This is a genomic window from Microbacterium sp. NPDC012755 (assembly GCF_042901325.1).
Taxonomy (GTDB): Bacteria; Actinomycetota; Actinomycetes; order Actinomycetales; family Microbacteriaceae; genus Microbacterium; species Microbacterium natoriense.
In genome coordinates, this window is the sequence record NZ_JBIBCT010000002.1 from 84,538 (window position 1) to 97,818 (window position 13,281).

Sequence of the window (13,281 nt, forward strand, 5' to 3'; positions counted from 1 at the left end):
CATGCATCCATCCTACGTCGGGGGGATCAGTGTGCAGACTGCTCAGCGATTCGAGGGAAGTACCCGCTCGGCTGCGCGCCCTGCGCAGGGAATGCTGCACCGTTTGCCCAGCGGGCGGCATCCGGTCTAGTGTTGCGCGACAGCGGCCGACGCCGGTCGCCTCCGATCTCAGCAAGGATGCTCTGACGATGACCCTCCCCACCCGTCCAGGCCTCGAGGCCGTTCCCGCCTATCGTCAGGGCCGTTCGGCGCCGGCCGGCGCGTCCAAGCTCTCCTCGAACGAGTCTCCGCACCCGCCGCTCGCCTCGGTGGTGGCCGCCGTGCAGGATCGTCTCGGCACGATCAACCGCTATCCCGACATGAGCGCCGCCGCGCTGCGCGACGCCCTCGCGGCCAGGTACGACGTCGACGCCGCGCTCGTCACGGTGGGCGCGGGCTCGGTGGAGCTCGCCGCACAGCTCATCCACGCCGTCGCGGGCGAGGGCGACGAGGTGATGTTCGCGTGGCGATCGTTCGAGGCCTACCCCTCGCTCGTGCGCATCGCCGGGGCCGTCCCCGTGGCCGTGCCCCTGGACGCCGAGCACGCGCACGACCTCGACGCGATGCTCGCCGCGATCACCCCGCGCACCCGTGCGATCTTCGTGTGCAACCCCAACAACCCCACCGGCACCGTCGTGAGCGCGGCGGAGCTGGAGCGCTTCGTCGCCGCGGTGCCGCACGACATCCTCGTCGTGATCGACGAGGCGTACGTGCACTTCGACCGCACCGACAGCTACGGCGCCGGCATCGAGCTGTTCCGACGGCATCCGCACGTCGCGGTGCTGCACACGTTCTCGAAGGCCTACGGGCTGGCCGGTCTCCGCGTCGGCTACGCGATCGCCCCGCGCGAGGTCGCCGACAATCAGCGCAAGGTCGCGGTGCCGTTCGGCGTCACCGACCTCGCGCAGACGGCGGCCAGGGCATCTCTGGATGCCGAGGACGAGCTCGCCGTGCGCATCGAGGAGGTCGTCGCTCAGCGCGACCGCCTGCAGGCTCTCCTCGTGGATGCCGGGTGGCCGGCCGTCGCCTCTCAGGCGAACTTCGTGTGGGTGCCCGCGGGGGAGCGCACCTCGGAGCTGGAGGCGCTGCTCCACGAGGGCGGCGTGATCGCCCGCGCCTTCCCCGGCGAGGGCGTGCGCATCTCGTCCGGCGGCATCGACGACATCGACCGCGTGGCAGCCACGCTCGTTCGCAAGGAGGCGACCGTATGACCGAGGTGCCCACCACCACGACCACGACCAAGGGCCTGCATCCGGGACTCACCCGTCGGCAGATCTCCATGATGGGGCTCGGCGGCGCGATCGGCGCCGGCCTGTTCGTCGGATCCGGCCAGGCGATCAGCATCGCGGGTCCCGCCGTGCTCGTCTCCTACCTCGTCGCCGGCGGCATCGTCGTCCTCGTGATGGCGATGCTCGCCGAGATGGTCGCCGCCCGCCCCAGCTCCGGGGCGTTCAGCTCCTACGCGCAGAAGGCGATGGGCCGCAGCGCGGGCAGCGCCGTGGGGTGGCTGTACTGGATCCAGCTCGTCGTCGTGATCGCCGCCGAGGCGACGGGTGCCGGCGGCATCATCGCCCAGTGGGTGCCCGGCATCCCGGCCTGGGCCTGGGTGCTGGTCTTCGTCGTCGCCCTCACCGCGGTGAACCTGTTCGGCGTGCGCAACTACGGACGCTTCGAGTTCTGGTTCGCCGCGATCAAGGTCGCCGCGATCATCGCCTTCCTCGTGGTGGGCGTGTGCGCCATCGTCGGGCTGATCCCCGGCGTCCCCGCGACGGGCGTCTCCCACATCGTCGACCACGGCGGCTTCGCTCCGAGCGGCATGACAGGGATCGCCGCCGCGCTGCTCATCGTGGTGTTCGCGTTCGGCGGCACCGAGGTCGTGGCCATCGCCGCGGCGGAGTCCGATGACCCCTCTCGCAACATCCGCCGCATCGTCCGAGAGGTGCTCGTGCGCATCCTCATCTTCTACGTCGGCTCGATCTTCGTGATCGTCGCGGTGCTCCCGTGGAACGACCCGGCGGTGAAGAAGGGGCCGTTCTCCGCGGTGCTCGACACGCTGAACGTGCCCGGCGTGGGGCTCGTGATGGACCTCATCGTCGTCATCGCGCTGCTCTCGGCCATGAACGCGAACATCTACGGCGCCTCGCGCATGGCGTACTCGCTCGGGGAGCGCGGCCTCGCCCCCCTCGTCGCCACCCGCACGAGCGTCAAGGGCGTGCCCTACATCGCCGTGCTCGCCTCGGTGGCGTTCGGCTTCGTGACCGTGGCACTGAACTGGATCTACCCCGACGCCGTGCTGCCCGCGCTGCTCAACGTCGTCGGCTCGACGATCCTGGTCATCTGGACCGCGACGGCCGTGTCGCAGATCATCCTCCGTCGTCGCGCCGACCGCGACGGCGAGGCGATGCCGATGCGGATGTGGGGCTTCCCGTGGCTGTCGTGGGTGTGCCTGGTGCTGCTCGGCGTCGTCATCGCCCTCGCGATGATCGACGAGGGCGCCCGCGTGCAGCTGCTGCTCACGATCGGCCTCACCGCGGTGCTCCTCGTCGTCGCCCGCCTCACGCGCGGCGTCGCACGGCCCGGCGTGGTGCGGGAGTAGCCCGTGCGGATCGACCGTCTCGATGCGGCGCTGATCCGCCTGCTCACCGAGGAGCCGCAGCTGCCGATCCTCGAGTGCGCACGGCGGCTCGGCGTCGCCAGGGGCACCGCGACGAGCAGGCTCGCGCGTCTGCACGAGGGAGGCGTGATCCAGGCGATCGTGCCGCAGCTCGACCCCGCCGGCTTCGGCTACGCGGTCGTGGCGTTCTGCCTGGTGGAGATCGACCAGAAGGTCGGCCACGACGAGGTCGCGGTCGCCCTCGCCGACGCAGTGCCCGAGATCGTCGACATGCACACCGTCACCGGGGCGAGTGACATGCAGCTGCGCCTCGTCGCTCGGGACGCCGCCCAGCTGCAGGAGGTCCTCGACAGGGTGGCGCTGGTGCCGGGGGTGGCGCGCACAGCATCCTCGATCGCGATGCGCACCCACCTGTCCGGCCGCGTGCTCCCGCTCGTCGAGCACGTCGCCGAGGCGGAGAACGGCTAGATACCCGCGTTCGAGAACTCGCCGGTCAGCGTGCCGTCCAGATGCACGCCGTGCCCGCCGAACATGTCCGCGTCATCGAACTCCAGCGAGAACGAGCCGTCGTCGTGCGCGACGTGGATCGAGATGAGTCGCAACCGGGCGGCGAACTCGTCGCCCGTCAGCCGCGCCTCCTCGCTCTCCGCCCAGCTCTCGTTGTATAGCGCGAGGAGCGCCTCGGCGGCGAACCCCGTGGCCGCCGACTGCCACTCCGAGGGTGCGGAGAGGAGCGTGGCGATCGTGCCGCACATCGTCGCCATCCGCGCATCCGTCGACGAGACGATCGACACCTCGGCGTCGTGTCCCATCCACCCCCGCCGCATCGAGTACCACCCCGTGGAGCGGTCCTCGGTCAGCGCGCCGAGATCGGCGGACAGGAAGGTCTTCGGCGTCGTCCGCGCCGCGAGGAACGACTCCAGCGCGGGGACGGACCTGGCGGGAAGAACCTCGACCAGGAGGAAGCGGCGCGGGTCGGCGAACGAGAAGCCTCGTTCTTCGAGCTGGCGTCGCGCATCGGCCTCCTCGGGGGAGAGGTAGCCGTTCGAGCGCCGCACCCGCACGGTCAGGATGCTGTCGCCGGTGAGCCGCCCGCGCAGAGTGGCCAGGCCGTCGTCGTCGACGAGCTGTTCCAGTCGGCAGCTCTCGCTGATGAGGGGAGCGCCGGCGTCGATGTCCCCGTCGATCCAGGCCGCGATCTCGATCGACGCGGCCCACAGCTCGGCCGGTCCGGACGGGTGCTGTGCGCCGTGCTTCGAAGCGGAGACGCCGTTGGGGCCCGTGACGACGGTGATGTCCTCGGTGCTCTGCGCGAATTTCTGATCCTGCAGGGCGAGCTGGTGAGCGGCGTCCATCACACCCAGCCCGGCAGCCAGTTGTGCAGCAGCCAGAAGTCGTAGGGCACGCTCATGCCGGTCCACACCGGGTAGAAGAACGCCGAGACGAGCACCGCGAACGCCAGGAAGATCAGCACGGTGCGCTCACCCGACTGCCGCCGGTGCAGAGGATCCTCACGGCGCCCCGCGATCACGCGCATCGTGACGGCGAGCCCGATCACCATGAACGGCATCATCGCGACCGTGTAGAACTGGAAGATCGTGCGCTCGGGGAACAGCAGCCACGGCACGTAGGTCGCGGCCAGCCCGATCAGCGGGTAGGTGAGCGCGGGGTCGAGCGGCTGCTTCGCGATCCAGCTGCGCACCAGACGGTAGAGCAGGTAGACGGATGCCGCCACCGCCGCGTACCAGATGAGCGGGTTCGGGATGCTGGAGATCACCGCGATGCAGTGGTCGGTGCCGCACCCGCTGGGTTCGGCGCCGACCCACACCGCGGTGGGACGCAGCAGGAGGGGCCACTCCCACGCGGGGCTCGCGTACGGGTGCCCGCTGGTGAGGCCGACATGGAAGTTCAGGATCGCCTGGTGGTAGCGCCAGAGGGAGGCGAAGGGGTTCGGGTCGAGGTCGCGGTTGTAGCCGCCAGAGGTGACGAGCCAGCCCGTCCAGCTCGCGAGGTACACGGCGAACGCCGGGACCACCAGGAGCACGAACGACACGGGGCCCTGCTTGAAGGCGGCGGCGGTCGGCCACAGCACGACTCCCGCCCGGCGCCGGGCGAGGGCATCCGTCACCACGACGTAGAGTCCGAAGGCCGCGAGGACGTACAGCCCCGACCACTTCACGGCGCACGCGGCGCCGAAGGCGAGCCCGGCGGCGACGAGCCACGGGCGCCGCCAGAGCACGCGCCCCCACATCGGATCGGGGGCGTCGTCGTCCCTGCGCTCCAGGACAGGGATCGTGCGCTCCCTGTCGTACAGGACGAACAGGACGCCGAGCATGATGAAGAAGGTGAGGATGCCGTCGAGGAGGGCGATCCTCGAGAGCACGATGCTGAGCCCGTCGATCGCGAGCAGCCCGCTCGCGACCGTCGCCACGACGACCGAGCCGGTGAGCCTGCGCGCGATGAGGTAGGTGAGCAGCACGGTCCCGGTGCCGAGGAGAGCGGTGGCGAGGCGCCAGCCGACGCTGTTGTCGGGTCCGCCGAGAGCCATGCCGAGAGCGATCAGCCACTTGCCCAGAGGCGGGTGGACGATGAACGCGCCCTTCGCGTCGAGCGGGAGCTGCTGCAGCGTGATGAACGCCTCGTTCGCGTTCTCACCCCACGTCCCCTCGTACCCCAGGGTCCACAGCGACCAGGCGTCCTTGACGTAGTAGGTCTCGTCGAAGGCCAGCTGATGGGGGTGCCCGAGGTTCACCAGTCGCAGCACACCGGCGAGCAGGGTGATGACCAGCGGCGCGAACCAGTGGATCATCCGCCCCCAGTCGGGGCTGCGCAGGATGCTGTCGCGCAGCTGTCCGTAGCGGGTGAGGCGCTCCTCGGGGGCGGGCAGCAGGGGCACGGGCGCGGTCACGGGTACAGCCTAGACAACGCGCATAGGCTGAGCGTGTGATCATCCTCGCCGCCACGCCCATCGGAAATCTCGGCGACGTCTCTCGCCGCCTCATCGAGGTGCTGGAGAACGCCGAGGTCGTGGTCGCGGAGGACACCCGCACGACCGGCCGGCTGCTGCAGGCGCTGCAGATCGCGAACCGCCCGAGGCTGATCGCCCTGCACGACCACAACGAGAAGCAGAAGGCCGGTGAGCTCGCGGCACTCGCCCTCGAATCGGACGTCGTCGTGGTGAGCGATGCAGGGATGCCGGCCATCAGCGACCCCGGCTACGGTCTCGTCGCCGAGGCCGTCGCCCAGGGGGTCACGGTCACGGCGATCCCCGGCCCGAGCGCGGTGCTCATGGCGCTCGCGATCTCGGGCCTGCCGACCGACCGCTTCACCTTCGAGGGCTTCCTCCCTCGCAAGCCGGGGGAGAGGCGTTCGACGCTCCGCGCGCTCGCCGCAGAGCCGCGCACCATGGTGTTCTTCGAGTCCCCGTCCCGGCTCGCCTCGTCGCTGGCCGACATGGGCGCCGCCTTCGGAGACGACCGGCGGATCGCCGTGTGCCGCGAGCTGACCAAGTTCTACGAGGAGGTGCGCCGCGGCTCGGCATCCGAGCTCGCAGCGTGGGCCGCCGACGGCGTGAAGGGCGAGATCGTGGTCGTCGTCGAGGGCGCACCGCGCCGCGAGGCCTCGCCCGACGACGCGCTGGCGCAGGTGCAGTCGCTCGTGGCGTCGGGCGTCAGGCTGAAGGAGGCCGCTGCCGAGGTCGCCGGACTCACCGGCCTGTCCTCGCGCGATCTGTACCAGGCCGCGCTCGCCGCGAAGAAGCCGTGACGCTCTCCGCGGATGCCGCGGTCGGCGCCGCCTACGACGAGCGTGCGGACCAGTACATCGATGTGGCCGGCACGCTCGCGCAGATGGATCAGCGCGACCGTGACACGATCGCGCAGTGGCGGGACACGTGCTCCGGTCCGCTCCTCGACGCCGGATGCGGTCCGGGGTTGTGGGCGGAGTTCCTCGCCCGAGGGGGACGCGAGGTGCGCGGCATCGACCTGTCGGCCGCGTTCATCGCCGCGGCTCGCGCCGCGCACCCGCAGCTGAGGTTCGACGTCGGCTCGTTCCGCGCGCTCCCCGTCGAGGACGGCTCGCTGGGCGGCATCCTCTCCTGGTACTCGCTGATCCACACCGAACCGGACGACGTCCCCGCCGTGCTCGCGGAGTTCGCCCGCGCGCTCGCGCCCGGCGGAGGTCTTCTGCTCGGCTTCTTCGACGGGCCGTCGCGGCAGGGTTTCGACCATCGTGTGGCGCCGGCCTGGTTCTGGACGCCGGCGACCGTGGGTGAGATGCTCGCGGATGCCGGATTCGAGGTGACACGCACCGAGGTCCGCGGGTGCGACGCGGCGGAGATCAGCGTGCGCCCGCATGCGGCGGTCGCGGCGGTCCGCTCTCCGTCGACGCGGCGAGAGCGTACGCTCTCTCCATGACGCGCAGGCGATCGGGGCTTCGGCCGGGGGTGCTCGGCATCGTCGCCGTGCTGCTCGGCGCCGGCCTCGGCGAGCTCGTCGCCGCGTTCTTCGCCGCGTCGGCCAGCCCGTTCGCCGCGGTCGGCGGCGCGCTGATCGACCTCGCCCCGGCCTGGGCGAAGGACACGGCGATCGCCCTGTTCGGCACGGGGGACAAGATCGCCCTGCTCACCGGGATCGCCATCGTCCTCGCGGCCGTCGCCTTCGGTGCGGGGATGCTGGAGCGACGGCGTCGCTCCGTCGGCGCGGCCGTCGTCGCGGCGATCGGCGTCGCCGGTGCGGTCATCGCCGTCATCCGCACCGACCTCGGCCTGCTGGCGGCGCTGCCCTCCCTCGTCGCGGGCGGCGCCGGAGCGATGACGCTGCGCGCGCTCGTGTCTCTCGGCGAGACCGAGCAGGAGAGCGCCCAGGACCAGGATCGGCGGCGGTTCCTCATCTGGACGGGAGCTGCGACGGCCGCGGGCCTCCTGGCCGTCGCGGCGTCGCGCATCGCGACGGGAGCATCCAGGGCCGTCGAGGCCGTGCGCGCCGCCCTCCGACTGCCCGCGCCCGCGACGTCGGCGCCGGCCGTCCCTGCGACCGCGGAGCTCGGCATCCCCGGCCTGGCGCCGGTCGTCACGCCGAACGCCGACTTCTACCGCATCGACACGGCGCTCGTCGTTCCCCAGGTCGACCCGAAGGACTGGTCGCTGCGGGTGCACGGGATGGTCGATCGGGAGGTCGTGCTCACGTGGGACGAGCTGATCGCCTCGCCGCTCACCGAGGCCGATGTGACGCTCGCGTGCGTCTCCAACACCGTCGGCGGCGATCTCATCGGCAACGCGCGGTGGCTCGGCCTCCCCGTGCGAGAGGTGCTCGCCCGCGCCGGGGTGGATGCGGATGCCGACATGGTCCTGTCCACGTCGATCGACGGCTTCACGGCGTCCACCCCGCTCGAAGCGCTCACCGACGATCGCGATGCGCTGCTCGCGATCGGGATGAACGGCGAGCCGCTGCCCATCCCGCACGGCTTTCCCGTGCGGCTCGTGGTGCCGGGGCTCTACGGCTACGTGTCGGCGACGAAGTGGGTCACCGAGCTCGAGGTCACCCGCTTCGACCGCGCGACGGCGTACTGGACGACCCGGGGGTGGTCGGAGCGCGGACCCATCAAGCTGCAGTCGCGCATCGACGTGCCGCGCGGCTCGGTCGACGCGGGCGACACGGTCATCGCCGGCATGGCCTGGCAGCAGCACGTCGGCGTCCGCGGCGTCGAGGTGCGCATCGACGGAGGACCGTGGCGGCCCGCGACGCTCGCGACGGCCATCTCCGACGACACCTGGGTGCAGTGGAGCCTCCCGTGGGCGGCCGAGAGCGGGCAGCACGACATCGAATGCCGGGCGGTCGGCGCCGACGGCGTCACGCAGACCGACGCGCTCGCGCCTCCTGCTCCGGACGGCGCCACGGGGTGGCACCGCATCTCGGTGACGGTGCGCTGACGCGGCGTAACGACCCTCGGCATCCCACCTAGAATTGTCCCCATGCCCGCAGGCGAATCGTTCTACATCACCACGCCCATCTACTACCCCTCCGATGTGCCTCACATCGGCCACGGGTACACGTCGGTGGCTGTCGACGCGCTCGCGCGCTGGCACCGCCAGGGCGGTGACGACACCTGGATGCTGACGGGCACCGACGAGCACGGGCAGAAGATGCTCCGCGCCGCGGCGGCGAACAACGTCACGCCGCAGGAGTGGGTCGACAAGCTCGTCACCGAGGCATGGTTCCCGCAGCTGGCGACCCTCGACGTCGCGAACGACGACTTCATCCGCACCACGCAGGCGCGGCACGAGGAGCGCGTCAAGAAGTTCGTACAGGCCATCTACGACCGCGGGTACATCTACGCGGGCGAGTACGAGGCGCTGTACTGCGTGGGCTGCGAGGAGTTCAAGCCCGAGTCCGAGATCCTCGACGGCACCGGACCGTTCGAGGGGCTGAAGGTCTGCGCGATCCACTCGAAGCCGCTGGAGCTGCTTCAGGAGAAGAACTACTTCTTCAAGCTCAGCGAGTTCCAGGACCGCCTGCTCGAGCTGTACAAGACCGAGCCCGACTTCGTGCGCCCCGAGTCGGCGCGCAACGAGGTCGTCTCGTTCGTGCGCCAGGGCCTCAAGGACCTGTCGATCTCGCGGTCCGCGTTCGACTGGGGCATCGAGGTCCCGTGGGACAGCTCCCACGTCATCTACGTGTGGGTCGACGCGCTGCTCAACTACGCCACCGCCGTCGGCTACGGCGAGGACGAGGAGATGTTCGCCCGTCGCTGGCCCGCGTACCACGTGGTCGGCAAGGACATCCTCCGCTTCCACGCCGTCATCTGGCCCGCGATGCTGATGGCCGCGGGGCTCGACGTGCCCAAGGGCGTGTTCGCGCACGGCTGGCTGCTCGTCGGCGGCGAGAAGATGTCCAAGTCGAAGCTCACCGGCATCGCGCCGACCGAGATCACCGACGTCTTCGGCTCCGACGCGTACCGCTTCTACTTCCTGTCGGCGATCGCGTTCGGGCAGGACGGATCGTTCTCCTGGGAGGACCTGTCGGCCCGCTACCAGGCCGAGCTCGCCAACGGGTTCGGCAACCTGGCCTCGCGCACCACGGCGATGATCGAGAAGTACTTCGAGGGGATCGTGCCGCCCGCGGCCGAGTACACCGAGAAGGACCTGGAGATCCAGCGGATCGTCGCGGATGCCGCGTCGAACGCGGACGCCGCGATCGAGCAGTTCCGCATCGACGAGGCCATCAAGGAGATCTGGACCATCGTCGACGCGCTCAACGGCTACATCACCGAGAACGAGCCGTGGGCGCTGGCCCGCGACGAGGATCAGCGCGCCCGCCTCGGCACCGTGCTGTACACGTGCGCGGAGGGGCTGCGCGCCCTCGCCGTGCTGCTCTCGCCGGTGATGCCGAAGTCGACCGAGAAGCTGTGGATCGCGCTGGGCGCGGCCGAGACGCTCGGACGTCTGCAGGACCAGCCGATCCGCGAGGCCGGAGCCTGGGGTGTGCTGCGCCCCGGCACGAGCGTCAACGGTCTCGCACCGCTGTTCCCGCGGGTGGAGTCGACCGTCTGACACCTGCGTTTCGTCTCGCTTCGCTCGCTCAACGAACGGGATGAGGAACCACCCGGTCGTTGAGCGACGAGCGAAGCGAGGAGACGAAACGCTGTGGCTCACACCTACGTGCAGTCCCGGGACGGCGACGGGCGCAAGGATCTGCGGTACCCCGCGGCTCCTGAGCCCCTCGCCGTCCCGGTGTACGACAACCACGCGCACCTGGAGATCCTCGACGGCGACGAGCCGCTCTCGTTGACGGAGCAGCTCGATCGGGCGCAGGCCGTCGGCATCGCCGGTGTCGTGCAGGCCTCGGGTGACATCGAGTCGTCGCGGTGGGCGGTTGAGGCGGCGGCATCCGACCCCCGCGTCCTCGCGGCCGTGGCGATCCACCCCAACGACGCCCCGGTGTACGCGGAGCAGGGGCGCCTCGACGAGGCGATCGCGGTGATCGACGAGCTCGCGGCGCACCCCCGCACGCGTGCGATCGGCGAGACGGGGCTCGACTTCTTCCGCACGGAGCCCGACCGCAGGGATGCGCAGTTCGAGTCGTTCGAGGCGCACATCGCGCTCGCGAAGAAGCACGGCATCGCGATGCAGATCCACGATCGCGACGCGCACGACGCCGTGCTGGAGACGCTGACGAGGGTCGGCGCCCCCGAGCGCACGGTCTTCCACTGCTTCTCCGGCGACGACGTCATGGCGAGGACGTGCGCGGATGCCGGCTACCACCTGTCGTTCGCCGGCAACGTGACCTTCAAGAACGCGCAGAACCTCCGCGATGCGCTCAAGGTCACCCCGATCGAGCGCATCCTCGTCGAGACGGACGCGCCGTTCCTCACCCCGACTCCGCTGCGCGGGCGCCCGAACGCGCCCTACCTCGTGCCGATCACGGTGCGCTTCATGGCCGCCGAGCTCGAGGTCGACGTCGACGAGCTGTGCGCGCAGCTGGCCGCCAACACGCTCCGCGTCTACGGCGCTTTCGCCTGAACGATGGCGGAGATCGGCCGCCACACGAACAGCAGCGTGAGGGCCGCTCCGGCGAAGGCGAACCACCACGGCGCGGTGAGACCCCACACCTCGGCGATCACTCCGCCGAGCGCCTGGCCGATGACCATGCCACCGAACACCCCGACCATGTTGACCGAGGCCACCCTGCCCTGCAGAGCCGCGGGGACGAGCCGCTGCCGGACGGTCGTGGAGATCGTGCCCCACACGAACGCGTACGCACCGAAGACGAACATGATGATCAGGGCGACCCAGCCCGCGGTGGTGAGGGCGAACGCGAGGTGCATGACCACCTCGAGCGACAGCACCACGCGCATGAGCGTCGCGAACGACACGTGGCGCTCCAGCCAGCCGAAGCTCACCGTGGCGAGCAGACCGCCGGCCGCCGATGCCGTCGTGAGGGCGCCGTAGCCCACGGCGCCCATGTGCAGGTGTTCGGTCGCGTAGAGCACCAGCACGCCCCACGGGGCGGCCCACGTGACGTTGAAGAGCAGGATGATCAGCACGAGCATCCGCACCGGGGGATTGCGCCACAGCCAGCGCACGCCCTCTGCGATGTCGGTGTGCACGGGGGCGTGGGTCTCGCGCGGCGGCACCGGCGTCTTCGCCATGCGGGAGATGAGCACGACGGCGAACCCCACGCACACGACCTCCAGCAGGAACGGCCACGCCGTGCCCGCGGCGAAGAGGAACGCGCCGAGGGGAGGGCCGGCGAACTGGTTCGCCACGAGGTATCCGGCCTGCAGTCGTGCGTTGCCGATCCCGAGGTCGGCCGGCTGCACCAGCATGGGCAGCAGCGTGCTGCCCGCGGTGTCGACGAACACCTCGGCCGTGCCGTACAGGAACGCCACCGCGAGCACGACCCAGATGTTCGCGGTGCCCGTCACGAGGAAGACGCACAGGGCGAGCAGCACGACCGCTCTCGCCGTGTTGGCCATCATCACCAGGCGGCGGCGGTCGAAGCGGTCGGCGATGGCCCCCGCGTGCAGGCCGAAGACCAGCCACGGCAGGAACTGCAGGATGGCGCCGGCGGCGACGAGGATCGGCGAGGACGTCATCGACGCGATCAGCAGGGGAGCGGCGGCGAGAGCCACCCCGTCTCCGACGTTGCTCGTCCACGACGACGCCAGCAGCCACCGGAAGTCCCGACCCATGCGGCGGGGCGCGATCAGTTCACCGATGGAGGGCATCCCAGAAGACTACTGAGGGTAGGGGACAATGGGAGGATGACCGTCACCCTCCTCGGCGCCACCGAGATCCGCAGTCTTGCCGCCGAGCTCGACGTCACCCCCACCAAGAAGCTCGGACAGAACTTCGTCGTCGACGCCAACACCGTGCGCAAGATCGTGCACGCGGCCCGCGTGCAGCCGGGGGAGCGCGTCGTGGAGGTCGGTCCCGGCCTCGGGTCGCTGACCCTCGCGATCCTCGAGACGGGGGCATCCGTCACCGCCGTCGAGATCGATCACCGTCTCGCCGCCCGTCTCGCGCAGACGGCCGTCGAGCACGGGGTCGACCCCGAGCGGCTGACGGTGGTGGACGCGGATGCGCTGCGCATCACCGAGCTGCCCGGCGAGCCGACGGTGCTGGTCGCGAACCTGCCCTACAACGTCTCGGTCCCCGTGCTGCTGCACTTCCTGGAGAACTTCGACTATCTGCAGCGCGGGGTGGTCATGGTCCAGGCCGAGGTCGCCGAGCGGATCGCGGCGAAGCCGGGGTCCAAGATCTACGGCGCCCCCAGTGTGAAGGCGGCCTGGTACGGCGAGTGGAAGCTCGCGGGCACCGTGTCGCGCCAGGTCTTCTGGCCCGTGCCGAACGTCGACAGCCTCCTGGTCGGGTTCGACCGCGCCGAGGGCGAGCGCGGCCCGATCGAGGAGAGACGGCGCACCTTCGAGATCGTGGACGCGGCCTTCAACCAGCGTCGCAAGATGCTCCGCCAGGCGCTGTCCGGGCTCTTCGGCAGCTCCGCCGCGGCATCCGCCGTGCTCGTCTCCGCCGGCGTCGCCCCGACGGCGCGCGGCGAGGATCTTACGGTCGATGACTATCAGCGCATCGCTCAGCACGCCCTGTCCGCCGCGGAGGACTAATCTGGCAC

The 13,281-nt window shown here is 70.6% G+C and carries 12 protein-coding genes; 9 read left to right on the top strand and 3 right to left on the bottom strand.

What is annotated here, in order from left to right; all coding sequences use genetic code 11:
• The first annotated feature begins 188 nt into the window (after positions 1-188).
• The 3 genes from ACFY5A_RS17595 to ACFY5A_RS17605 are packed head-to-tail and all read left to right on the top strand — an operon-like array spanning position 189 to position 3,121.
• The gene (locus tag ACFY5A_RS17595; protein ID WP_387236169.1) at positions 189-1,250 is read left to right on the top strand and encodes a histidinol-phosphate transaminase; all 1,062 of its coding nucleotides are present in this window, start codon (positions 189-191) and stop codon (positions 1,248-1,250) included.
• Positions 1,247-2,635: an amino acid permease gene (locus ACFY5A_RS17600; protein WP_387236172.1), complete on the top strand. Its 1,389-nt coding sequence runs from the start codon at positions 1,247-1,249 to the stop codon at positions 2,633-2,635. The genes ACFY5A_RS17595 and ACFY5A_RS17600 overlap by 4 nt, the downstream gene beginning before the upstream one ends.
• A gap of 3 nt (positions 2,636-2,638) precedes the next feature.
• Positions 2,639-3,121, top strand: coding sequence for an Lrp/AsnC family transcriptional regulator (locus ACFY5A_RS17605; RefSeq protein ID WP_105672295.1), 483 nt, complete (start codon positions 2,639-2,641; stop codon positions 3,119-3,121).
• Here the strand turns inward: ACFY5A_RS17605 and ACFY5A_RS17610 are convergent.
• Entirely contained in the window at positions 3,118-4,008 is an 891-nt protein-coding gene (locus ACFY5A_RS17610; RefSeq protein WP_387236175.1) for a DUF2262 domain-containing protein, read from the bottom strand. The genes ACFY5A_RS17605 and ACFY5A_RS17610 overlap by 4 nt on opposite strands.
• Positions 4,008-5,561, bottom strand: a complete 1,554-nt coding sequence (locus tag ACFY5A_RS17615) for a dolichyl-phosphate-mannose--protein mannosyltransferase (protein WP_387236178.1) — start codon at positions 5,559-5,561, stop codon at positions 4,008-4,010. The genes ACFY5A_RS17610 and ACFY5A_RS17615 overlap by 1 nt, the downstream gene beginning before the upstream one ends.
• Positions 5,562-5,596: 35 nt before the next feature.
• Here ACFY5A_RS17615 and rsmI point away from each other — a divergent pair, with 35 nt between their 5' ends.
• From rsmI to ACFY5A_RS17640, 5 genes are all read left to right on the top strand, one after another.
• Positions 5,597-6,418: a 16S rRNA (cytidine(1402)-2'-O)-methyltransferase gene (gene rsmI, locus ACFY5A_RS17620; RefSeq protein WP_387236181.1), complete on the top strand. Its 822-nt coding sequence runs from the start codon at positions 5,597-5,599 to the stop codon at positions 6,416-6,418.
• Positions 6,415-7,068 (top strand): class I SAM-dependent methyltransferase, encoded by a 654-nt coding sequence (locus tag ACFY5A_RS17625; RefSeq protein ID WP_387236184.1) that lies wholly within the window; start codon positions 6,415-6,417, stop codon positions 7,066-7,068. Before rsmI ends, ACFY5A_RS17625 begins: the two co-directional genes overlap by 4 nt.
• On the top strand, positions 7,065-8,582 hold the full coding sequence (locus ACFY5A_RS17630) for a molybdopterin-dependent oxidoreductase (RefSeq protein WP_387236187.1): 1,518 nt from the start codon (positions 7,065-7,067) through the stop codon (positions 8,580-8,582). The genes ACFY5A_RS17625 and ACFY5A_RS17630 overlap by 4 nt, the downstream gene beginning before the upstream one ends.
• Before the next feature lie 42 nt (positions 8,583-8,624).
• The gene (gene metG / locus ACFY5A_RS17635) at positions 8,625-10,202 is read left to right on the top strand and encodes a methionine--tRNA ligase (protein ID WP_387236190.1); all 1,578 of its coding nucleotides are present in this window, start codon (positions 8,625-8,627) and stop codon (positions 10,200-10,202) included.
• A gap of 93 nt (positions 10,203-10,295) precedes the next feature.
• A complete protein-coding gene (locus ACFY5A_RS17640; protein WP_105672288.1) occupies positions 10,296-11,171 on the top strand; it encodes a TatD family hydrolase in 876 nt (291 codons plus the stop codon).
• On the opposite strand, the gene ACFY5A_RS17645 is transcribed toward ACFY5A_RS17640, so the two are convergent.
• Positions 11,153-12,379, bottom strand: coding sequence for an MFS transporter (locus ACFY5A_RS17645; RefSeq protein WP_387236193.1), 1,227 nt, complete (start codon positions 12,377-12,379; stop codon positions 11,153-11,155). The genes ACFY5A_RS17640 and ACFY5A_RS17645 overlap by 19 nt on opposite strands.
• Positions 12,380-12,415: 36 nt before the next feature.
• Here ACFY5A_RS17645 and rsmA point away from each other — a divergent pair, with 36 nt between their 5' ends.
• Positions 12,416-13,273: a 16S rRNA (adenine(1518)-N(6)/adenine(1519)-N(6))-dimethyltransferase RsmA gene (rsmA, locus tag ACFY5A_RS17650; RefSeq protein WP_105672286.1), complete on the top strand. Its 858-nt coding sequence runs from the start codon at positions 12,416-12,418 to the stop codon at positions 13,271-13,273.
• Positions 13,274-13,281 lie beyond the last annotated feature (8 nt).

Excerpts from the sequence above, each read along its gene's own strand:
- ACFY5A_RS17595 (WP_387236169.1), top strand. The coding sequence starts at position 189 with ATGACCCTCCCCACCCGTCCAGGCCTCGAGGCCGTTCCCGCCTATCGT.
- ACFY5A_RS17600 (WP_387236172.1), top strand. The coding sequence starts at position 1,247 with ATGACCGAGGTGCCCACCACCACGACCACGACCAAGGGCCTGCATCCG.
- ACFY5A_RS17610 (WP_387236175.1), bottom strand. The coding sequence starts at position 4,008 with ATGGACGCCGCTCACCAGCTCGCCCTGCAGGATCAGAAATTCGCGCAG.
- ACFY5A_RS17630 (WP_387236187.1), top strand. The coding sequence starts at position 7,065 with ATGACGCGCAGGCGATCGGGGCTTCGGCCGGGGGTGCTCGGCATCGTC.
- metG (WP_387236190.1), top strand. The coding sequence starts at position 8,625 with ATGCCCGCAGGCGAATCGTTCTACATCACCACGCCCATCTACTACCCC.
- ACFY5A_RS17645 (WP_387236193.1), bottom strand. The coding sequence starts at position 12,379 with ATGCCCTCCATCGGTGAACTGATCGCGCCCCGCCGCATGGGTCGGGAC.
- rsmA (WP_105672286.1), top strand. The coding sequence starts at position 12,416 with ATGACCGTCACCCTCCTCGGCGCCACCGAGATCCGCAGTCTTGCCGCC.